This window comes from Streptomyces sp. NPDC020489 (assembly GCF_044386545.1).
In the GTDB taxonomy this organism is placed as follows: Bacteria; Actinomycetota; Actinomycetes; order Streptomycetales; family Streptomycetaceae; genus Streptomyces.
Genome location: NZ_JBIRUZ010000003.1, coordinates 25,876 through 46,527 on the forward strand (window position 1 = coordinate 25,876; position 20,652 = coordinate 46,527).

Annotated in this window: 23 protein-coding genes; 10 read left to right on the forward strand and 13 right to left on the reverse strand. The window is 71.1% G+C overall.

What is annotated here, in order from left to right; genetic code table 11:
* Positions 1–73: 73 nt before the first annotated feature.
* From ACH41F_RS07290 to ACH41F_RS07300, 3 genes are read left to right on the forward strand one after another with little or no spacing between them, the layout of a single operon-like run.
* Positions 74–1,036 carry an AraC family transcriptional regulator gene (locus ACH41F_RS07290; RefSeq protein ID WP_398833698.1) on the forward strand — a complete coding sequence of 321 codons (963 nt, stop codon included), beginning with the start codon at positions 74–76 and terminating at the stop codon, positions 1,034–1,036.
* Entirely contained in the window at positions 937–1,656 is a 720-nt protein-coding gene (locus ACH41F_RS07295) for an AzlC family ABC transporter permease (protein ID WP_398833700.1), read from the forward strand. The genes ACH41F_RS07290 and ACH41F_RS07295 overlap by 100 nt, the downstream gene beginning before the upstream one ends.
* Positions 1,653–1,958 carry an AzlD domain-containing protein gene (locus ACH41F_RS07300; RefSeq protein WP_391243863.1) on the forward strand — a complete coding sequence of 102 codons (306 nt, stop codon included), beginning with the start codon at positions 1,653–1,655 and terminating at the stop codon, positions 1,956–1,958. Before ACH41F_RS07295 ends, ACH41F_RS07300 begins: the two co-directional genes overlap by 4 nt.
* A 108-nt stretch (positions 1,959–2,066) precedes the next feature.
* On the opposite strand, the gene ACH41F_RS07305 is transcribed toward ACH41F_RS07300, so the two are convergent.
* Positions 2,067–3,011 (reverse strand): hypothetical protein, encoded by a 945-nt coding sequence (locus ACH41F_RS07305; protein WP_398833702.1) that lies wholly within the window; start codon positions 3,009–3,011, stop codon positions 2,067–2,069.
* Positions 3,012–3,091: 80 nt separating this feature from the next.
* Between ACH41F_RS07305 and ACH41F_RS07310 the strand changes: the two genes are divergently transcribed.
* The gene (locus tag ACH41F_RS07310; protein ID WP_391243857.1) at positions 3,092–3,286 is read left to right on the forward strand and encodes a DUF3046 domain-containing protein; all 195 of its coding nucleotides are present in this window, start codon (positions 3,092–3,094) and stop codon (positions 3,284–3,286) included.
* A gap of 167 nt (positions 3,287–3,453) precedes the next feature.
* On the forward strand, positions 3,454–4,800 hold the full coding sequence (locus ACH41F_RS07315; RefSeq protein WP_391243917.1) for an AI-2E family transporter: 1,347 nt from the start codon (positions 3,454–3,456) through the stop codon (positions 4,798–4,800).
* Between the two features lie 64 nt (positions 4,801–4,864).
* On the opposite strand, the gene ACH41F_RS07320 is transcribed toward ACH41F_RS07315, so the two are convergent.
* Positions 4,865–5,254 (reverse strand): hypothetical protein, encoded by a 390-nt coding sequence (locus tag ACH41F_RS07320; RefSeq protein WP_391243854.1) that lies wholly within the window; start codon positions 5,252–5,254, stop codon positions 4,865–4,867.
* Between the two features lie 351 nt (positions 5,255–5,605).
* Between ACH41F_RS07320 and recA the strand changes: the two genes are divergently transcribed.
* Together recA and recX are read left to right on the forward strand one after the other, a co-directional pair.
* Complete coding sequence (gene recA, locus ACH41F_RS07325) at positions 5,606–6,733, forward strand: recombinase RecA (protein WP_391243851.1); 1,128 nt, start codon at positions 5,606–5,608, stop codon at positions 6,731–6,733.
* 3 nt (positions 6,734–6,736) lie between these two features.
* Positions 6,737–7,693 carry a recombination regulator RecX gene (gene recX / locus ACH41F_RS07330; protein WP_391243848.1) on the forward strand — a complete coding sequence of 319 codons (957 nt, stop codon included), beginning with the start codon at positions 6,737–6,739 and terminating at the stop codon, positions 7,691–7,693.
* Between the two features lie 348 nt (positions 7,694–8,041).
* Here recX and ACH41F_RS07335 read toward each other — a convergent pair whose 3' ends face one another.
* The 8 genes from ACH41F_RS07335 to ACH41F_RS07370 all read right to left on the reverse strand — a co-directional run bounded on the left by ACH41F_RS07335 (position 8,042) and on the right by ACH41F_RS07370 (position 14,712).
* The gene (locus ACH41F_RS07335; protein ID WP_391243845.1) at positions 8,042–8,449 is read right to left on the reverse strand and encodes a rhodanese-like domain-containing protein; all 408 of its coding nucleotides are present in this window, start codon (positions 8,447–8,449) and stop codon (positions 8,042–8,044) included.
* Positions 8,446–8,970 carry a cysteine dioxygenase gene (locus ACH41F_RS07340; RefSeq protein ID WP_391243842.1) on the reverse strand — a complete coding sequence of 175 codons (525 nt, stop codon included), beginning with the start codon at positions 8,968–8,970 and terminating at the stop codon, positions 8,446–8,448. Before ACH41F_RS07340 ends, ACH41F_RS07335 begins: the two co-directional genes overlap by 4 nt.
* Before the next feature lie 78 nt (positions 8,971–9,048).
* Positions 9,049–9,135 (reverse strand): putative leader peptide, encoded by an 87-nt coding sequence (locus tag ACH41F_RS07345; RefSeq protein WP_391243914.1) that lies wholly within the window; start codon positions 9,133–9,135, stop codon positions 9,049–9,051.
* A gap of 322 nt (positions 9,136–9,457) precedes the next feature.
* Positions 9,458–11,089, reverse strand: coding sequence for an FAD-dependent monooxygenase (locus tag ACH41F_RS07350; protein ID WP_391243839.1), 1,632 nt, complete (start codon positions 11,087–11,089; stop codon positions 9,458–9,460).
* A gap of 229 nt (positions 11,090–11,318) precedes the next feature.
* Positions 11,319–12,251, reverse strand: coding sequence for an ABC transporter permease subunit (locus ACH41F_RS07355; protein ID WP_391243836.1), 933 nt, complete (start codon positions 12,249–12,251; stop codon positions 11,319–11,321).
* Positions 12,248–12,913 carry an ABC transporter permease subunit gene (locus tag ACH41F_RS07360; protein WP_391243833.1) on the reverse strand — a complete coding sequence of 222 codons (666 nt, stop codon included), beginning with the start codon at positions 12,911–12,913 and terminating at the stop codon, positions 12,248–12,250. Before ACH41F_RS07360 ends, ACH41F_RS07355 begins: the two co-directional genes overlap by 4 nt.
* A gap of 97 nt (positions 12,914–13,010) precedes the next feature.
* Positions 13,011–13,856, reverse strand: a complete 846-nt coding sequence (locus ACH41F_RS07365) for a transporter substrate-binding domain-containing protein (RefSeq protein WP_391243830.1) — start codon at positions 13,854–13,856, stop codon at positions 13,011–13,013.
* A 79-nt stretch (positions 13,857–13,935) separates the two neighbouring features.
* Positions 13,936–14,712, reverse strand: coding sequence for an ATP-binding cassette domain-containing protein (locus ACH41F_RS07370; protein ID WP_391243827.1), 777 nt, complete (start codon positions 14,710–14,712; stop codon positions 13,936–13,938).
* Positions 14,713–15,025: 313 nt separating this feature from the next.
* On the opposite strand from ACH41F_RS07370, the gene ACH41F_RS07375 reads away from it, so the two are divergent.
* Both ACH41F_RS07375 and ACH41F_RS07380 read left to right on the forward strand, forming a co-directional pair.
* On the forward strand, positions 15,026–15,712 hold the full coding sequence (locus ACH41F_RS07375) for a response regulator (protein WP_391243825.1): 687 nt from the start codon (positions 15,026–15,028) through the stop codon (positions 15,710–15,712).
* Positions 15,713–15,721: 9 nt separating this feature from the next.
* Positions 15,722–17,104, forward strand: a complete 1,383-nt coding sequence (locus ACH41F_RS07380; RefSeq protein ID WP_391243822.1) for an ATP-binding protein — start codon at positions 15,722–15,724, stop codon at positions 17,102–17,104.
* On the opposite strand, the gene ACH41F_RS07385 is transcribed toward ACH41F_RS07380, so the two are convergent.
* Entirely contained in the window at positions 17,094–18,080 is a 987-nt protein-coding gene (locus ACH41F_RS07385; protein ID WP_398833709.1) for a TAXI family TRAP transporter solute-binding subunit, read from the reverse strand. The genes ACH41F_RS07380 and ACH41F_RS07385 overlap by 11 nt on opposite strands.
* A 244-nt stretch (positions 18,081–18,324) precedes the next feature.
* On the opposite strand from ACH41F_RS07385, the gene ACH41F_RS07390 reads away from it, so the two are divergent.
* Positions 18,325–18,747, forward strand: coding sequence for a MazG nucleotide pyrophosphohydrolase domain-containing protein (locus ACH41F_RS07390; RefSeq protein WP_398833711.1), 423 nt, complete (start codon positions 18,325–18,327; stop codon positions 18,745–18,747).
* Positions 18,748–18,876: 129 nt separating this feature from the next.
* On the opposite strand, the gene ACH41F_RS07395 is transcribed toward ACH41F_RS07390, so the two are convergent.
* Both ACH41F_RS07395 and ACH41F_RS07400 read right to left on the reverse strand, forming a co-directional pair.
* Positions 18,877–20,088 (reverse strand): cation:proton antiporter, encoded by a 1,212-nt coding sequence (locus tag ACH41F_RS07395; protein ID WP_391243814.1) that lies wholly within the window; start codon positions 20,086–20,088, stop codon positions 18,877–18,879.
* A gap of 4 nt (positions 20,089–20,092) precedes the next feature.
* Entirely contained in the window at positions 20,093–20,578 is a 486-nt protein-coding gene (locus ACH41F_RS07400) for a TrkA C-terminal domain-containing protein (RefSeq protein WP_391243811.1), read from the reverse strand.
* Between the last annotated feature and the right edge of the window lie 74 nt (positions 20,579–20,652).

Below are 20,652 nucleotides of genomic sequence, written 5' to 3' on the forward strand. Positions count from 1 at the left end.
GGGGGTGCTGGGGTGTGCTGGGTGCGGCCTGGTGGGCGTGAGGGGTGGCGCCCGGGCGGCGGACAATGGGGGCATGGTGGGATCCGGTGAGCGGGCGCGGCATTGGCGGTACGCCGAGCTGCCCGGGGTGGATCTGCTGCGGGCCCGGTACATCCGGAAGAACTTCGTGCGGCACACCCATGAGAGTTTCGTGATCGCGGCCATCGCCGACGGTGTGGAGGTCTTCCACTACCGCGGGGCCGATCGGTACGCGGGGGCGGGTTCGCTGGCGCTCGTCAATCCGGACACCCCGCACACCGGGCGGGCGGGGGTGCCTGAGGGGTGGCGGTACGGGGCGGTGTACCCGGCGCCGGAGGTGGTGGCCGGGATAGCCGCGGAGACCACCGGCATCCGGGGCACCCCGGGGTTCGTGAGTCCGGTCCTTGACGACCCTTACGCGGCCGGGCTGGTGCATCAGGTGCTGCGTGCCGTGGACGAGGGGAACGCGCTGGCCGCCGACACGCTGCTGAGGGTCGCCGTCACTCGGCTGCTGCGGCTCAACGGCGGGGTGCTGGTGCGGCGGGAGGTGCGGACGGCCGGGGCGCGGATGGCGGCACGGGCGCGTGAGGCGCTGGAGGAGCGGATGACCGGGCCGCCGTCCCTGGAGAGGCTGGCCGCCGAGCTGGGGGTGGGGCCCTTCGCGCTGTTGCGGGCCTTTCGGGACGCCTATGGGATGCCGCCGCACACCTGGTTGACCGACGCGCGGGTGCGGCGGGCGCGGCTGCTGCTGGACGCGGGGACGTCCCCGGCGGAGGCCGCCGTTGCCGTGGGGTTCACCGACCAGCCGCATCTGAACCGGCATTTCACGCGGATCGTCGGGGTGCCTCCCGGCGCGTACCAGAGGGAGCGCAAGAACGTACAAGACGGCCCGCGAGGACCCGACATAGCGTGCGGCGCGTGGAAGAACAGACAGCAGTCCCAGACACACGCTCCGACGACGGAGAAAGGCCGGACACCGCCGTCGTACGAGACGCCCTCGGGGTCGGAGTCGCCGTAGGACTGTCCGGGTTCGCCTTCGGGGTGACCTCGGCGGGCAGTGGGCTCACCCTGGCGCAGACCTGCGCGCTCAGCCTGCTGGTGTTCACGGGGGCGTCCCAGTTCGCGCTCGTGGGGGCGCTCGCGGCCGGTGGCAACCCGTTCACCGCGGCCGCCGGGGCGTTCTTCCTGGGGGCGCGCAACGCGTTCTACGGGCTGCGGCTGTCCCAGCTGCTGGCTCTCCCGCGCGCGGTGCGGCCCTTCGCCGCCCAGTGGGTCATCGACGAGACCGCGGCCGTCGCGCTGGCGCAACGCACGCGACGCGGCGCGCGGATCGGGTTCACCGTCACGGGACTCAGCCTCTACGTGCTGTGGAACCTCACGACCCTGCTCGGTGCGCTGGGAGCCGAGGCGATCGGCGACACGGAGGCGTGGGGCCTCGATGCCGCGGGACCCGCCGTGTTCCTGGCGCTGCTCGCGCCCATGCTCAAGAGCGCCGTCGAGCGTGCCGTCGCCGGGCTCGCCGTACTGTTCGGGCTCGGGCTGCTGCCAGTGTTGCCGGCCGGGGTGCCGGTCCTGGTGGCCGCCTTCGCGGCGCCCGTCGTGCTGTGGGCCGAGGGGCGCAGGAAGGCGGAGCGGTGAACGTCTGGATCGCGATCGGCCTCACCGCGCTCGGTTGCTACGCCGTCAAGCTGGCGGGGCTCCTGGTGCCCACCGGAGCCCTGGAACGGCCCCTCGTCAAGCGGCTCGCCGCGCTGCTCCCGGTCGCGCTGCTCGCCGCGCTCACGGCTCAGCAGGCCTTCGCCGACGGTCGCGCCCTGGTGCTGGACGCCAGGGGCGCGGGGCTGGCGGCGGCCGCCCTCGCGCTGCTCTTGCGCGCCCCCTTCCTGGTCGTCGTCGCGGCGGCCGTGGCGGTGACGGCGGGCGTGCGGGCCTTGGGGTGAGGGACGCGGGGGGACCGGTGAGGCGCACGCCACGGGTGAGCGCCGAGTAGGTGGACGGTGAGGCGAACGGCACGCGCCGAAGACGTCCAGCCGGTCACCGGCGTCGGTTCAGCCGATCGGACGGCCGTAGGCCCTCAAGGTGCGCAGCGCCTCGATCGTGACTATGGGGCGGGCCTCCAGGGACGTGCCCGGGGCCCACTGGCGCCAACGGACCGGCCAGCCACCGTCCTCCCGCTGGTCGCCCGCGAGGAAGTCCAAGGAGCGTTCCATCTCCTCGTCGGTGAACCACGCGCGCGCGAGTGAGTGCGGCGTCCTGGCGTAGTCGTGCGGGAAGTGGTGCTCGCCCGGGGCGTAGCCGGGTGCCACCGGGTGGGTGTCCAGGCGCTCCGGGTCCAGCGCCGCGAGCCGCTGCTCGCGCACCAGGCGGCCGAGGCGGTCGGCGGCGGCCTCCGCGCGCGAACGGTCGGGAGCGGAGTCCAGGAAGGCCACGGCGGCCTGCACCTCGTACGGATGGGAGGTCCGCAGCGATTCGACCGTGTGCCAGCAGAAGTCCGTGGCGCGGAACAGCCACGCGTGCCAGACCTCGTTGTGGTGCAGCAGGCCCACCACGGGACCGGTGGCGAGCAGCGCACTGGGCGGGTCGTCCACGATCGGGATGAACGGGGCCGACGGATAGCCGCGCTGGCTGGGATGGATGGCCGGCAGGGCGCCGTCCGTGGTGGAGACGGAGGTCAGATAGCGGCACACCCGTTCCACGCGCTGTCCGCCGCAACGGTCGATGGCGTCCAGGACGCGCAGGGCATGCCCTGCGTGCAGCGGCTGGCTGACCGGGCCGCGCAGGTCGGGCTCCAGCGCGTGGCCGTAACCGCCGTCCTCGTTGCGGTACGCGTCCAGGGCGGTCTCCACCGGGTCGGCGGCGCCGTTCAGGAAGTGGTGGGCGAAGAGGCGCTGCTCCAGCACGCGCGCGGTGAGCCAGACGAAGTGCTCGGCGCGGAAGAGCGGGGAGTGCGCCGGGGGCGTCGGGGGGAGTGGGGAAGCTCCTGTTTCGGCCATGCGTCAGACCGTAGGACGGAAAGCGTTCTCGACAAGCGGTCCCGACCGAGGCCCACTCTCAGGGGCGGGATACTGGTGTCATGCGGTTGACGGTCTTCTGGCAGCGGATGGCGGATCACTTCGGTCCGGACTACGCCGACACCTTCGCGCGCGACCACGTCATGGCGGAGCTCGGCGGGCGCACGGTGCACGAGGCGCTGCAAGGTGGCTGGGACGCCAAGGACGTGTGGCGCGTGGTGTGCACGGTCATGGACGTGCCCCAGGAACAGCGCTGACGGTCACGGGGATCGCAGGGGAGGAGCGGATTGTCAGTCACGTGGGCGAAACTTGCACCGTGGCACCCACCGACGAGACCGACGCGGTCCCCCAGCACGCCTCCCCGTTCGGCACGACTCCGCCTCCCCGGCCCCCGGCCGACCATCCCGACGGGGCCAACTCCCGCATGCCGCGCTGGCTGCCGCGTGCCGTGGTGCTCACCCTCGCCCTCTACGCCGCCTTCCAGCTGGGCACGTGGGCCTTCCATCAGCTGACCGGGCTGCTGATCAACATCCTGATCGCGTTCTTCCTGGCCCTCGCCATCGAACCCGCGGTGAGCTGGATGGCCTCGCGCGGCGTGCGCCGGGGGTTCGGCAGTTTCCTCGTGTTCCTCGCCGTACTGATCGTCTCCGCGGGCTTCGTCACGCTCCTCGGCACCATGCTCGCCGGGCAGATCATCAAGATCGTCGAGGATTTCCCGGCGTATCTCGACTCCGTCATCAACTGGATCAACACGCATTTCCACACCGAGCTGAAGCGCGTCGACGTCCAGGAGGGCGTCCTCAACTCCGACTGGCTGCGCAACTACGTGCAGAACAGCGCCACCGGTGTCCTGGACGTCTCCGCCCAGGTCCTCGGCGGGCTCTTCCAACTGCTGACGATCGGACTGTTCTCGTTCTACTTCGCCGCCGACGGCCCCCGGCTGCGGCGCGCACTGTGCTCCGTGCTGCCGCCCGCCAAGCAGGCGGAGGTGCTGCGGGCCTGGGAGATCGCCGTCAACAAGACCGGCGGCTATCTCTACTCGCGCGGTCTGATGGCGCTGATCTCCGGTGTCGCGCACTACGTCCTGCTGCAAGCGCTGAGCGTGCCCAACGCGCCCGTGCTCGCCGTCTGGGTGGGTCTGGTCTCGCAGTTCATCCCGACGATCGGCACGTATCTCGCGGGCGCGCTGCCGATGCTGATCGCCTTCACGGTCGATCCCTGGTACGCGCTGTGGGTGCTGATCTTCGTCGTGATCTACCAGCAGTTCGAGAACTACATGCTCCAGCCCAAGCTGACCTCGAAGACGGTCGACGTCCACCCCGCGGTCGCCTTCGGCTCCGTCATCGCCGGTACGGCCCTCCTCGGGGCCGTGGGTGCGCTGATCGCCATCCCGGCGGTCGCGACGTTGCAGGCGTTCCTGGGGGCGTACGTGAAGCGCTACGACGTCACCGACGACCCGCGCGTGCTCGGGCACCGGCGCCTGGGCGGGGAGTCGGGGTTCCTCACCCGCGCGCGTGGGTTGGTGGCCCACCGGGGGGCGGGGGAGCAGCCGGAGTCGGGGGAACGGGATTCCGGGGAGCGTCCTTCTGGGGAGCGGGACTCCGGGGAGCGTCCTTCTGGGGAGCGGGACTCCGGGGAGCAGGGCTCCGGGGATGTGGCCGGGGGCTCCTCGGGGAGAGCTGCGGGGGGTTCCGGCGGTGATGCCGGGGATGGTTCGGAGGGTGGCCCTGGGAGGGGTTCGGGGGGTGGCTCCGGGGGAGGGGCCTCCTGAGGGGCGCTCGCGCTACGCGGTGCGCCCAGGAGAGGGCGGGGAGCGCCCCGGTCGCGGGAGGGCGTCAGGTGAGGGCGGGTATGAAACCGCCGCGCGCCGATCCGGAGTTCAGCAGGTGGGACCAGTCCAGTGTCCGGGGCAGCTGGGCGAGGGACAGTACGACCGCGCCGCCCGCCCGCTCGGCGTCCGCGCACCAGTCGGTCATGCCGTCCGGATCCGGGGCGCCGTCGGTCATCACCGGGGCCGCGAGGGAGGGGATGAGGACGCCTGCCTCGCCGGGGCCGTCCACGACACACAGGGTGAGCTTGGGGACGAGGCTCCATCCCTCGCACCGGGGCACGGTTCCGTCCTGTGCGGTCAGGACCGGCAGGTCGTGGTGAACGGGAGCCTCGGCGAGGAGGAGGGCGGGCGTGGCGCCCCGGACGAACAGGGTCTGTTCAGGAGTCAGCAGCATGACGGCACATTCGCAGATCCCGATGGCCGACGGGTCAGGGGGGCGGAGGGTGAGGCGGTGCGGGCGGTGGTGCGCCCCGGGTGCTGAGGGGGCGCGGAGGGGTGCCGGCAGGGGCTCTGGCGGTGCCCTGCGGATTGCCTCGGAAGTGCCGCGTGGTGCGCTTGACACGAAAATCGAACATCCATTCTTATGGAAGCTCCGGCGAGGCTCTTGGCGGGGATTTCGGCACGGTTTGAGTGGACAGGTCCCCTAGTTATCCACAGGCCGGACGGGCGTCGGGGCGCATTGTCAGTGGCAGGCGTTAGCGTCTTTGACGTGAAGCGATCGACTCAAGCAAATCGGGTGGAACCCATGGCAGGAACCGACCGCGAGAAGGCGTTGGACGCCGCACTCGCACAGATTGAACGGCAGTTCGGCAAGGGCGCGGTCATGCGCATGGGCGAGCGGCCCAACGAGCCCATCGAGGTCATCCCCACCGGGTCGACCGCGCTCGACGTCGCGCTCGGCGTCGGCGGCATCCCGCGCGGCCGCGTGGTGGAGGTATACGGACCGGAGTCCTCCGGCAAGACGACCCTGACGCTGCACGCGGTGGCGAACGCGCAGAAGGCCGGCGGCCAGGTCGCCTTCATCGACGCGGAGCACGCCCTCGACCCCGAGTACGCGAAGAAGCTCGGCGTCGACATCGACAACCTGATCCTGTCCCAGCCGGACAACGGCGAGCAGGCCCTGGAGATCGTGGACATGCTGGTCCGCTCCGGTGCCCTCGACCTGATCGTCATCGACTCCGTCGCCGCGCTCGTCCCGCGTGCGGAGATCGAGGGCGAGATGGGCGACAGCCACGTCGGTCTGCAGGCCCGTCTGATGAGCCAGGCCCTGCGGAAGATCACCAGCGCGCTCAACCAGTCCAAGACCACCGCGATCTTCATCAACCAGCTCCGCGAGAAGATCGGTGTGATGTTCGGCTCCCCGGAGACCACGACCGGTGGCCGGGCGCTGAAGTTCTACGCCTCGGTGCGCATGGACATCCGTCGCATCGAGACCCTGAAGGACGGCACGGACGCGGTCGGCAACCGCACCCGGGTCAAGGTCGTCAAGAACAAGGTCGCGCCGCCCTTCAAGCAGGCCGAGTTCGACATCCTCTACGGCCAGGGCATCAGCCGCGAGGGCGGCCTGATCGACATGGGCGTGGAGAACGGCTTCGTCCGCAAGGCCGGCGCCTGGTACACGTACGAGGGCGACCAGCTCGGCCAGGGCAAGGAGAACGCCCGCAACTTCCTGAAGGACAACCCCGACCTGGCCAACGAGATCGAGAAGAAGATCAAGGAGAAGCTGGGCGTGGGCGTACGTCCCCAGGAGCCGACCGCGGAGCCGGGTGCCGACGCCGCCGCGGTCACCGCCCCTGCGGACGACGCCGCGAAGACGGTGCCCGCACCGGCGGCCAAGGCGGCCAAGACCAAGGCCGCGGCTGCCAAGAGCTGACCCGTGACTCGACGAACCGACTGGGCCGAGTACGCCTACCAGGACGCCCCGCGTGAGCGGGCCGGGGGAGGCGACGGAGGAACCTCAGGGCTAGACGGCGATGCGCACGGGGACGGCAGGGGGTACGGCGCGGACGGGGGACACGGCCGCGTGTCGTCGTACGGCGGCACGGGGCGCGCGTACGGCGAGGACGAGGGCGGCGACCGGCCGTACGGCGACGCGCCGGACGGCGGGGTACCGGGCGGCGGGGAGTGGCTGGACGACGACTCGGCGACGGCCGGCTCCGCCGTCCCGTCCGGCGGCGGGTCCGGCGGCGGGTCCCGCCGTGGGCGCGGCGGGGGCCGTGCGGCACGTGGCGTGGGCGGTTCCCGGGGGCGTCGGCAGCGACGTGGCGGGGAGCCGTCCGGTACGGACGAAGGCGCCTCCTCCTCGTCGAGGGCCGAGCAGGGGGAGTCTTCAGGGGACCCGGTGGAGCGGGCGCGGGGCATCTGCCTGCGCCTGCTCACCGGGACCCCGCGCACGCGGAAGCAGCTCGCGGACGCCCTGAGCAAGAAGGGGATTCCGGACGAGGCCGCGGAGGAGGTGCTGTCGCGGTTCGAGGAGGTCGGGCTGATCAACGACGGTGCGTTCGCCGACGCCTGGGTGGAGTCCCGGCACCACGGGCGAGGTCTGGCCCGGCGGGCCCTGGCCCAGGAACTGCGTACCAAGGGGGTCGACTCCACGCTGATCGACGCGGCCGTCTCGCAGCTCGACTCCGAGCAGGAGGAGGAGACAGCTCGTGAACTCGTCGCCCGCAAGCTGCGCTCCACGCGCGGCCTCGACCGCGACAAGCGACTACGCCGTCTCGCCGGCATGCTCGCCCGCAAGGGGTACCCCGAGGGCATGGCCCTGAGAGTGGTCCGGCAGGCGCTCGAAGAGGAGGGCGAGGACGCGGAGTTCCTGGAGGGGGAGGGGTTCTGACGCGCCCGGGCCTTGAAGCGCACGGGTCCTGAAGCGCACGGATCCTGAAGGGCACGGGTCCGCAAGCGCACGAGAGGGCCCGGCCGTGCTGAGGCGCACGACGAGGCCCGGCCGCGCTGAAACGCACGACGAGGGCCCGGCCGTGCTGAGGAGCTCACGCTTCGCGGCCACCGTCGCCAACCCGGCCGAGAGCACGGGCGAGTTGGCGGTGACCAACGCGTTCGCCCTGCCGCGCTGCGACGACGACACCGACGAGATCGCCACCCCGGTGGTCCGCGTCACCAAGGGCGACGCGGACGCGGTCCTCTCCACCGCGCCCCCGCATCGACCGAGCCCGTGGGCCCGCCTCTACGACGTCAGCGGCGCCAGCACCGGCAGCCCTGCGGCCCGCCACGCCTGGAACCCGCCCACCAGGTCCGTGGCCCGGCGCAGTCCCAGCCGGTGCAGGGACTCGGCGGCCAGCGTCGAGGCGTAACCCTCGTCGCAGATCACCACGACGAGCAGGTCGTGGCTCGTCGCCTCGGGCACCCGGTGGCTGCCGCGCGGGTCGAGGCGCCACTCCAGTTCGTTGCGCTCGACGACGAGGGCGCCGGGAATCAGTCCGTCCCGCTCACGCAGGGCGGCGTAGCGGATGTCCACCAGCAGCGCCTGTCCGCGCGCGGCGGCGTCGTGCGCCGCCCGCGCCTCGATCCGCTCGTAGCTCTCGCGGACGCGTTCCAGCAACTCGTCGATGCCGAGCGAGGATCCGGGGCTCACTGCCAGTCCTCCGGGCGCTCCACGTGCTCCAGGCGCAGGACCGGCCCGGTGCGGCTGTAGCGCCGGATCTGAGGCAGCGGCGGGTAGTAGGCGTGCACAGAGACGGCGTGGCGCTCGGTGGACTCGTTGAGCACCTCGTGGACGTGGTGCTGTCCGAAGGAGCGTCCGGTGCCGGCCGGGAGCCGCCGCTCGCGGTCCACGCCTTCGGTGAGTTCGATGGTCTTCCAACCGTCCGCCGGGAGTCGAGCGGCCAGCGAGTTCTCCTTGAGTTCGCCGGCGGCCGTCACGAAGGCGCCGACGGACTCGGCGTGGTCGTGCCAGCCGGTGCCCGTGCCGGGCGGCCAGCCGATCAGCCACGCCTCACTCCCGCCGGGTCCCTCCAGACGCACCCAGGTGCGGCCTTCGGGGTCGAGCGGGAGAGAGGAGATCAGTTCGGCGTCGGCGGCGGTCCGCCGTACGAAATCGAGGAGTTCGGCCTGCGTGGGCGCGGAAACGGCGGACACGGAGGGGGAGACAGACACGGGTACCGTCCTGATGAGTGTTCGCGGAAAGCGCGCGGCAGCGCCGGGGCGGCGCGCGCGGAAGAAGGGGATGCGAATTCAGCAGGACTCGCGACACACGCAGCCCGCGTAACGGACGAGGTCCATATGGACCCTCCGCCACAGGCGCACACAGGTGTCGGTCATGACGCGGAGTACACCATGGCGGTACAGAGCGGTCAACTCACCGTCACTATGTGGAACGCACACATGTGCGGTCCCCACAGCCACGGCAGGTGTCGCTCACCGTGCTCCGAGGGCGCCCCCGGGCGGCCAGCCGCATGCAGACGCCGGCAACCGCATTGTGGACGGCGGCCTTCGCCTTGGCCGGCCCTCGCTCACCGTGCGGAGACCCGCCATCCGTCCGACGGCCGGTCCCGTTCCCCGGGTGCCCGTCGAAGCCATCGTCTCGGTCGGGCCCGCTGACCATGATCCGGCCGCGATCGCCCGCCCCCGCCCCGCCCGAAGCTCACCGCACCCCCGCCGAAGCCTCCGTCCTCCTCGGGCCGCCCAGGGTCGCCTCCGCGGCCGCGTACAGGTCGGCGGGGCGTACCCCGCTCAGCGCGGTCACCAGGTGGCCGTCGGGGCGTACCAGGAGGACGCTGTGGGCCGCCGCGCCCGGATACGCCTCCGCGACCAGCAGCTCGGCCGGATGGGGCAGCGCCGACACCGCGGCCGCCAGTCGGGGCATGAGGCCCGCGCCCACCCAGTGCTTGCGCTCCCACACCCCGGTGCCCGGCGCGATCAGCACCACGAGCAGCGCACCGCGGCCGAGCCGGTCCCGGAGCCGTACGAAGGAGCCGTCCTCGGCGGTGACCCGTACGTCCGCGACCTGCGCGCCCGGCGCGGTGTCCACGGGCACCTCCGCCTCCAGGTGCCGCGGGGCGAGCGGTGACGTGGCGTACGTCCCCGGCGCGCCGAGCGTGCCGCGCCCCAGGTGACCGTCGGTGAGCAGCGCGTCGTGGCCCCGGGCCGAGCCGGGGACGACGGACCGCAGTCCGCCGCCGCCCCGCACCAGCGGCAGCGCCTGGTCGGCGGCGCGCAGTCGGGCGGCGACCACCGCGCGCCGCTCGGCCTGGTAACTGTCGAGCAGCGCCTCGTGCGGACCGTGGTGCCAGGCCGACGCCAGCTTCCAGGCGAGGTTGTCGGCGTCCCGCAGCCCTTCGTCGAGCCCCTGTGTCCCGAGCGCGCCGAGCAGGTGCGCCGCGTCCCCGGCGAGGAAGACCCGGCCCACCCGCCAGCGTCGCGCGAGCCGGTGGTGGACGGTGTGCACGCCGGTGTCGAGGAGGTCGTAGGGCGGCGTCGGTCCGTCCGTCCAGCCGGCGAGGGTCTCCCGGACGCGGGACACCAGCAGCTCGGGTGTGACCAGGTCCTTGCCGGGCGGCAGCAGCCAGTCCAGGCGCCAGACGCCGTCGGGGAGGGGGCGTCCGGTGACCTCCCCGGCGGAGGGACCGGACATCCGCCACGGCGGCATCCGATGGAGCAACGCCTCGTCGTGCCACGGAAGTTCCGTGCGCAACGCGGCGACGGCGTGTCGTTCCACCGCCGTACGGCCGGGGAAGCGGATGTCCAGGAGTTTGCGCACCGTCGAGCGCGGGCCGTCGCAGCCGACCAGGTAGCTGCCGCGCCACCAGGTGCCCTTGGGGCCGCGGGTGTGGGCGGTGACGCCGCCGGGCTCCTGTTCGATCGTGTCGAGGCGGCTGTCCGCGGCGAGCTTGACGAGGCGTTCGCCGGCGAGGGCGTCGCGCAGGGCGCCGGTCAGCGCGTGCTGGGCGATGTGCAGGGGCGGCGCGGACCCGGGCTCGCTCGCGGCGCTGTCGGGGGCGTCGGCGGTGTCGTCGAAGGTGATCTCGCGCATCACCTGCTTGCGGCGGAACGACCGCCATCCGGCCCAGCGGCAGCCCACCTCGGCGAGGGGGACACCGGTGAGGCGTTCGAGGAGGGCGGCGGTGTCCTCGCGCAGGACGACGGTGCGGGCGGGGCGGGGTTCGTCCTTGCCGGGACCTTCGTCGAGGACCACGGACGGCACGTCCTGACGGGCCAGCGCGAGGGCGAGCGTGAGCCCGACGGGCCCCGCTCCGACGATGATCACCGGGTCCACGGCGTGGCGCCCCCTGCCCGCGAGGGCGTCCCGAGCGACGTGGGTGAACAGGAGATTGGAGCAGGGTGCACGATCACAGAACGTATGCAACCCATTGCCGGTGCTTGCGTCAAGTGACGGAGGCAGTGGCGATCATGCCACTGCCTCCGTACTGCTCACGGCGCTGTGTCCGTGCCGTTCAAGCCACTTGACTGCTCATCAGATCTTCAAGGTCCGACGGAACGGATCGTCAGGGTTTCTTGGTGAAGGTGAAGCCACCGGGGCCGCCACCCTCGCCACCGGTCCCGAAGGCGCCGCCGACTGCCGCCGGGTTCATCTCCGTGTCCTCGCCGAGCACCGCGCCCGTGCTCTTCTTGCTGCGGCGCAGCCTGCCCTCCAGCCAGCTCGCGAAGCTGGTGAGGAGGAAGTTCAGGACGATGTAGATGATCGCGACCACGATGAAGCTGGGGATGACGTTGGCGTAGTTGGCGGCCAGCGTCGCACGGGCGTTGAGCAGCTCGGTGAAGCCGAGCATCACGCCGCCCAGCGCGGTGTCCTTCACGATGACGACGAGCTGGCTGACGATGGCCGGCAGCATCGCGGTGACGGCCTGCGGCAGCAGGATGCTCGTCATCGTCTGGCCCTTGCGCAGGCCGATGGCCTTGGCGGCCTCGGTCTGCCCCTTGGGCAGGGAGAGGATGCCGGCCCGCACGATCTCGGCGAGGACGGAGGCGTTGTACAGCACCAGGCCGGTGACGACCGCGTACATCGGCCGGTCCTCGCTGCTGACGTCCGTGGAGCGGACGAAGAACTCGTTGGCGAACAGCATGAGCAGCAGCACCGGGATGGCCCGGAAGAACTCGACCACGGCGCCGGCCGTGCCGCGCACCCAGCGGTGGTCGGAGAGGCGCGCGATGCCGAAGACCGCGCCGAGGGGCAGGGCGATCACCATGGCGAGCGCGGCTGCCTTCAGGGTGTCGGCGAGGCCCGGCAGCAGGTACGTCGTCCACGCCTGTTCGGTGGTGAACGGCTCCCACAGGGCCCACTCCAGTTGGCCCTTGTCGTCCATGGCCTGCCAGATCCACCACAGGAGCAGGGCGAGCAGGATGAAGAAGACCACCGAGATGAGGACGTTGCGCCGTTTGGCGCGGGGTCCTGGTGTGTCGTACAGAACGGAGCTCATCGCTTCACCGCCAGTCGCTTGCTCAGCCACCCGAGGATGAGACCGGTCGGCAGGGTCAGAATCACGAATCCGAGGGCGAAGACGGCGCCGATGGCGAGCGTCTGGGCTTCGTTCTCGATCATCGTCTTCATCAGGGCGGCGGCCTCGGCCACGCCGATCGCGGCCGCCACGGTGGTGTTCTTGGTGAGGGCGATCAGCACGTTGGCCAGCGGGCCGATGACCGCGCGGAAGGCCTGCGGCAGGATGATCAGCCGGAGCGTCTGGCTGAAGTTCAGCCCGATGGCGCGGGCCGCCTCGGCCTGGCCGAGGGGCACGGTGTTGATGCCGGAACGAATCGCCTCGCATACGAAGGCCGCGGTGTAGGCGACGAGTCCGAGGATGGCCAGCCGGAATCCCTGGACGTCGAACTCCTCGGAGCCCAGGGTCATCCCGAAGATGTCGGCGAGGCCGAGCGACGTGAAGATGATGATCACCGTCAGGGGGATGTTCCGGACGATGTTCACGTAGACGGTGCCGAACCCGCGCATCAGCGGGACCGGGCTGACCCGCATCGCGGCCAGCAGGGTGCCCCAGATCAGGGAGCCGAGGGCGGAGAGGACGGTGAGTTTCACCGTCATCCAGAACGCCCCTAGGACGTCGTAACCATCAAGAAAGTCGAACACGATCTCCCGCGCTTCCGGGTGTCTGGGGTACGTGGAGGGGCGCGGCGCGCCGCCGCCCTGATCGCGGCGGGCGGCGGCGCGCCAGTGGATCCCTGCGTTACTTGACGACCACGCCGATCTTCGGGGCGGGCTCGTTCTTGTAGTTGGCCGGGCCGAAGTTGTCCTGGACCGCCTTGTCCCAGGCCTTGTCGGCGACCATCTTCTCGAGCGCCTTGTTGATCTTGTCCACGGTCGCGGTGTCGCCCTTCTTGACACCGATGCCGTAGTTCTCGTTGCTCAGCTTGAGGCCGGCGAGCTTGAACTTGCCCTTGTACTGGTCCTGCGCGGCGAAGCCGGCGAGGATCGAGTCGTCCGTGGTGAGCGCGTCCACGGAGCCGCTCTGGAGGCCGGCGATGCACTCGGAGTAGCCGCTGACCTCCTTGAGGTTGGCCTTCGGGGCGAAGTCCTTCTTGACGTTCTGCGCCGAGGTCGAGCCGGTCACCGAGCACAGCTTCTTGCCGTTGAGGTCGGTGGCCTTGGTGATGTCGGAGTCCGCCTTGACCAGCAGGTCCTGGTGGGCCAGCAGGTAGGGGCCGGCGAAGTCGACCTTCTGCTTGCGCTCGTCGTTGATCGAGTAGGTCGCCGCGATGAACTTCACGTCGCCACGGGCGAGCGCGTTCTCACGGTCGGCGCTCTTGGTCTCCACGAACTCGATCTGGTCCGGCTTGTAGCCCAGTTCCTTGGCCACGTACGTCGCCACGTCCACGTCGAAGCCGGAGAAGGAACCGTCGGGCTCCTTGAGGCCGAGACCCGGCTGGTCGTACTTGATGCCGATCTTGATCTTGCCGCCGCCGGAGCCCGTGTCCGAGCTGTCGCTGTCGCCGTCGTCCCCGCCGCACGCGGTCGCGGTCAGGGAGAGGACCAGCGCAGCGGCGGCCGCGGCGGTGACCTTGCGGAGCTTCATGGTGAACATCCTTTTGTGGGAAGAGAGATGCGGTCCGTCGAGACGGGGCGGCGGATGACGAGGGTCGTGCCGTACGCCGTCAGTGGTGCAGGATCTTGGACAGGAAGTCCTTCGCGCGGTCGCTGCGCGGAGCGCTGAAGAACTGGTCCGGCACAGCCTCCTCGACGATGCGGCCGTCCGCCATGAACACCACCCGGTTCGCCGCCGAACGGGCGAATCCCATTTCGTGGGTGACGACGATCATGGTCATGCCGTCGCGGGCGAGCTGCTGCATGACCTCGAGGACCTCGTTGATCATCTCGGGGTCGAGCGCCGAGGTGGGTTCGTCGAAGAGCATGACCTTGGGGTCCATGGCCAGCGCGCGGGCGATGGCGACACGCTGCTGCTGGCCGCCGGAGAGCTGTGCGGGGTACTTGTCCGCCTGGTTCGCCACACCGACCCGGTCGAGCAGGGCGCGGGCCTTGTCCTCGGCCTGCTTCTTGTCAGCCTTGCGGACCTTGACCTGGCCGAGCATCACGTTCTCGAGCACGGTCTTGTGCGCGAAGAGGTTGAAGGACTGGAAGACCATCCCGACGTCGGCGCGCAGCCGGGCCAGCTCCTTGCCCTCCGCGGGCAGGGGCTTGCCGTCGATGGCGATCGTCCCGGAGTCGATCGTCTCCAGGCGGTTGATGGTGCGGCACAGGGTGGACTTGCCGGACCCGGAGGGTCCGATGACCACGACGACCTCGCCGCGGGCGATCGTGAGATCGATGTCCTGGAGAACGTGCAACGCGCCGAAGTGCTTGTTGACGCTCTTCAGGACGACCAGTTCGCCGGTCGCGGCCATGTCTTCCTTGGCCACCGATACTTCGGTCATCGCTATCGGGCTCCGTCCTCCTCGGTTTCGGAGGACAGTAGTGACCCCACGCGACCTGCGTCATTACCTTTGAGGGGAATCTGAGCATCACGATCCGATAGCAATCGGACACGTGTCGTAGCAGTTGTGAGCAGGGCGCATATCGGCCGGGTAACGGAAGCGGCTCGCAACCGGAACCCACTTGACTCCGTCCTCTTCCATCAGCGTGACTGCACGGGGCGCACGCGCGCGTGTGCACGCGTTGTTGTACACACCCAGAACGTAGTTTTTCACCTATTCCGATCGTACGGCCGATGAACCGAAGGAGGCCCGGATGAGACTGCTGCTCGTAGAGGACGACAATCATGTCGCCGCCGCTCTGTCCGCGGTTCTGGCACGGCACGGTTTCGACGTCACCCACGCGCGCAGTGGCGAGGAAGCCCTTCAGGCACTGGTCCCGGAGGGCGACGGCTTCGGGGTCGTCCTCCTCGACCTCGGCCTGCCCGACCAGGACGGGTACGAGGTCTGCGGCAAGATCCGCAAGCGCACCAGCACCCCGGTGATCATGGTCACGGCCCGCTCCGACGTCCGCTCCCGCATCCACGGCCTCAACCTCGGCGCCGACGACTACGTGGTCAAGCCCTACGACACCGGGGAACTGCTCGCCCGCATCCACGCCGTCAGCCGTCGCACCGTCCACGAGGACGCCGCCGCGGACGGCGAGAGCGCGCTGATCCTCGGCCCCGTCCGGATCGAGTTGCCGACCCGCCGGGTCAGCGTGGACGGCGCGGTCGTGCAGCTGACCCGCAAGGAGTTCGACCTGCTCGCCCTGCTGGCCCAGCGCCCCGGAGTCGTCTTCCGCCGGGAACAGATCATCAGCGAGGTGTGGCGCACCAGTTGGGAGGGGACCGGACGCACCCTGGAGGTGCACGTCGCCTCCCTGCGCGCCAAGCTGCGCATGCCCGCCCTCATCGAGACCGTGCGCGGCGTCGGCTACCGGCTCGTCGCGCCGTCGTCCTAGCGGGGCCGGGTGCGCACACGACTTCTCCCGCTGCTCATCGTCCTGATGGCGGCCGTGCTGCTGGCGCTCGGCATCCCGCTCGCCGTCGGGGTGGCCGCGGCCCAGCAGCAGAAGGTGGTCGTCGACCGGATCGACGACACCGCGCACTTCGCGGCGCTCGCCCAGTACGTCACCGGCGAGGGCGGCGAGCGCCAGAGGACGCTGCAGAGCGAACTCGACAGCTACTACGAGGTCTACCGCATCCGCGTCGGCGTCTTCTACCAGAACAAGAGCATCATGGCCAACGCTCCGATGACCTTGTTCATCCCCGACGCGGGCGAGGTGCGGGAGGCGTTCGACGAGGCGCTGCTCAGCCGGCGCAGCGAGGACCCGCCGCAGGTCTTTCCCTGGCAGCGGGGCCGGATCGTGGTCGCCTCCCCGGTCATCCGGGACGGTGACGTCGTCGCGGTCGTCGTCACCGACTCACCGACGGGGGAGATGCGTTCGCGGATCCTGCACGGCTGGCTGGTCATCGGCGCGGGCCTGATGGCCGCGATGCTGGTGGCCGTCGGCGCCGCCCTGAGGCTGACCGGGTGGGTGCTCCGCCCGGTGCGCGTGCTGGACGCCACCACGCACGCGATCGCGAGCGGCCGTCTGAAGTCCCGGGTCGCGGCCGCCGGCGGGCCGCCGGAACTCCGGCGCCTGGCCCGGTCGTTCAACGAGATGGCGGACAACGTCGAGGACGTCCTGGAGCAGCAGCGCGCCTTCGTCGCCGACGCCTCGCACCAACTGCGCAACCCCCTCGCCGCGCTGCTGCTGCGCATCGAGCTGCTCGCCTTCGAACTTCCCGAGGGCAACCAGGAGATCGCCTCGGTGCAGACCGAGGGCAAGCGCCTCGCGCAGGTCCTCGACGACCTGCTCGACCTCGCCCTCGCCGAGCACACGGACGCCGACCTACGCATCACCGACATCGGCGCGCTGGCCTCCGAACGCGTCGCGGCCTGGGCGCCGACCGCCGAGGCCAAGGGCGTGACGCTGGTGGGCGACTGTCCGCCCACCACCGGCTGGGCCGACCCGGTCACCCTGTCCAGCGCGCTGGACGCGGTCATCGACAACGCCGTCAAGTTCACGCCCGAGGGCGAGTGCGTCGAGGTGACCGTCTCCTCCAACGGCGAGACCACGACCGTCGTCGTCACGGACAACGGGCCCGGGCTGACCGACGAGGAGCTGGCCCGTATCGGCGACCGCTTCTGGCGCAGCAACCGCCACCAGAACATCAAGGGCTCGGGCCTGGGCCTGTCCATCTCGCGGACCCTGCTGCACGCGGGCGGCGGCACGATCGCCTACGACCATCACGAACCGCACGGCCTGACGGTGACGGTGACGGTGCCCCGCAGCGGCGCTACGGCTTGACCGAGCGGTAGTACCGCTGCGCGCCCTCGTGCAGTTGCAGCGGAGAGGTGTAGATCGCCGTGCGCAGGTCGACCAGCTGGGCGGAGTGCACCTTGGCGCCGATGTCGTCCCGGCTGCGGATCACGGTCCGGGTCAGCCACTCGGTGAGCCGCGGGTCCAGGTCCTTGCGGGTGATCAGCAGGTTGGAGACGGCGATCGTCGGTACGGCGTAGGCGTCCTGGCCGTGGTAGGCCGACTCGGGGATGTTGGTGGGCCGGTAGTAGCGGTTGGCGGCGCTCTGGGTGTGCAGCTTGGTGACGAAGTCGCCCTCGATCGGGACGAACTTGAACGAGGACGTCCGCGCGAGCGTCTTCAGCCCGTTCGTCGGCAGCCCGCCGGACCAGAAGAACGCGTCGATGGTGTGCCCGAGCTGGTCGGCGTCGTTGATCCCGTACGCGAACGGCTTGATGTCCTCGGCCGGATCGATGCCCGCCGCCTCCAGCACCCGGGTCGCGATCAGCCGCACGCCCGACGTCTCCAGCCCTATGGCGACCCGCTTGCCCTTCAGATCGGCGACGGAGTCGATGGCGGAGTTCCGCGGGACGACGAGCTGGACGTAGTCGTCGTACAGGCGGGCGACACCGCGCAGCCGGGCGGCCCGCTCCGGGTTCTTGAGCGCGTACGACTCCACCGCGTCGGCCGCCGCGATGGCGAAGTCGGCCTCACCGGACGCCACGCGCGCGACGTTGTCCTGCGACCCGTCGCTGGTCTCCAGGTCCACCTGGAGGTCGGGCATGTCCTTGGCGAACGCCTGGGTGAGGTCCTTGCCGTACTCCTCGTAGACCCCGCCCGTCGAACCCGTGCTGAACACGATCTTGCCGCCCGGCGGCGCCTCGCCCGGCAGCAGCCACCACAGGAGCAGCCCGAAGACCACGAAACCGGCGACCGCACCTTGCAGCGCCCGGCTCCTGCTCATACGGGGGAACAGCTTGGACATGCGGGGATCCTGCCAGCTGGGAGCGGTGGTGGCCAGGGCGGGGGTCACGGGGGAGGGGGTACGGGGGCGGTGGGTGCGCTCCCCAGTCACCCGGCGCCGCCGGAGAGCGCCGGGCACGCCCCCAGCCACCCGGCATCGCCACGCACCCCGCCCAGGCCATCCCCGCCGTACACCCGCCGCCCAGGCCGTCCCGGAGGGCGCCGGAGGAAGCCGGGCTGTCAGTGGTGATCGCTAGAGTCGCCGTATGAGTTCATCACCCGCCGACCTGGTCCGTGAGTTCCACCTGGCCTTCGAACTGGACGCGCGCAGTACGCCGACCGCGGTGCCGCCGCAGCTGGCCGCGCACCGGGGCGAGCTGCTCGCTGAGGAGGCCGCGGAGGTCGCCGAGGTGGCCGTCGAGGGCCCTCTGGACCGGCTGGCGCACGAACTCGCCGACGTGGTCTACGTCGCCTACGGCACGGCCCTCGTCCACGGCATCGACCTCGACGCGGTCATCGCCGAGATCCACCGCTCCAACATGACCAAGCTGGGCCCCGACGGCCACGTCACCCGCAGAGCCGACGGCAAGGTCCTCAAGGGGGACCACTACCAGGCACCGGACGTGACGGGGGTGCTGCGCCGGCAGGGGTGGGTGCCGGAGGCGCGGGCTGAGGAGGGCGCCGGCTGAGGGGGCGCGGGCTGAGGGCGCGCGGGCTGAGGGGGCGCGGACCACTCCTGGCCGTACTACGCCGTGCGCGCCGGCTCACCTCTCCAGCACTCCAGCGGCCCGCGCCACCCTCAGCTCGTTCCCTCCACGTCAGTCCGCCACCGAAGCCTCCGCCACCGCCGTCGCCCCCGTCTCCCGGCGCTTCCCGAGGCGCCCCGCCCAGCGGGCGGCCAGAGGCTCCGTGTACCGCGCGGTCAGGGGGCCGAGGACGACCAGGATCAGGACGTACGCCGTGGCCAGTGGGCCGAGGGACGGCTCGATGCCCGCGGTCACCGCCAGACCGGCGATGACGATGGAGAACTCGCCGCGAGCCACCAGCGCCCCGCCCGTACGCCAGCGGCCCTTGACGGAGATCCCGGCGCGCCGGGCCGCCCAGTACCCGGTGGCGATCTTCGTGGCGGCGGTCACCAGCGCCAGCACGAGCGCGGGCAGCAGGACCGGCGGGATGCTCGCCGGGTCGGTGTGCAGCCCGAAGAAGACGAAGAAGACCGCCGCGAACAGGTCCCGCAGCGGGCTCAGCAGCGTGTGCGCGCCCTCCGCGACCTCCCCGGACAGCGCGATGCCGACCAGGAAGGCACCCACCGCCGCCGACACCTGGAGCTGCTGGGCGACGCCCGCGACCAGGATCGTCAGTCCCAGCACCACGAGGAGCAGCTTCTCCGGGTCGTCGCTGGAGACGAAACGGGAGATCAGACGGCCGTAGCGGACCGCCACGAACAGCACCAGACCCGCCGCGCCCAGCGCGATCGCCAGGGTCAGGCTGCCGGCCAGCAGCCCGGCGCCGGCCACCAGCGCGGTCACGATCGGCAGGTAGACCGCCATTGCCAGGTCCTCCAGGACCAGCACGCTGAGGATCACCGGCGTCTCCCGGTTGCCCACCCGGCCGAGGTCGCCGAGCACCTTCGCGATCACGCCGGACGAGGAGATCCAGGTGACGCCCGCCAGGACCACCGCGGACACCGGGCCCCAGCCCAGCAGCAGCGCGGCCAGGGCGCCGGGGACGGCGTTCAGGGCGCAGTCGACCAGCCCGGACGGATAGTGGGCCTTGAGGTTGGTGACCAGGTCGCCCGCCGAGTACTCCAGGCCGAGCATCAACAGCAGCAGGATGACGCCGATCTCGGCGCCGATGGAGACGAACTCCTCACTCGCGCCCAGCGGCAGCAGCCCGCCCTTGCCGAAGGCGAGCCCGGCGAGGAGGTAGAGCGGGATCGGGGAGATCCGGAAGCGGGCGGCGAACCGGCCGAGCAGGCCGAGGCCGAGGATGATGGAACCGAACTCGATCAGCAGGACCGCGGAGTGCACCGGTTCACTCCCGCCCGAGTATCGCCGCGGCCGCGTCGACGCCCTCACGCGTCCCGACGACGATCAGCGTGTCCCCGCCCGCGAGGCGGAAGTCCGGCGCCGGGGACGGGATCGCCTCGGCCCGCCGCAGCACCGCCACCACCGAGGCGCCGGTATCGGTCCGCATCCGGGTCTCGCCCAGCACCCGCCCGTTCCAGCGTGAGGCCGCGGCCACCTCGATTCGCTCGGCGACCAGTCCCAGATCGGTGGTGTAGAGCAGGCTCGCGCTGTGGTGCGAGGGCTTCAGCGCGTCGATCAGCGAACCCGCCTCCGCTCCGGTCAGCCGCAGCGACTGCGCGCAGGAGTCGGGGTCGTCGGCCCGGTACACGCTGACCGTCCGGGCACCGTCGCGGTGTGCCACCACGGACAGATGGCGGTGTTCGCGCGTCACGAGGTCGTACTGGACCCCGATCCCCGGCAGCGGCGTCGCCCTCAGGCGCGGTGCAGACACGTTTCTCCCTTGGTGATTGGCCCATGTACTGAGCGTGATGTCGGTGCCGAATCCGCCATGCTGCCATTCGCCCG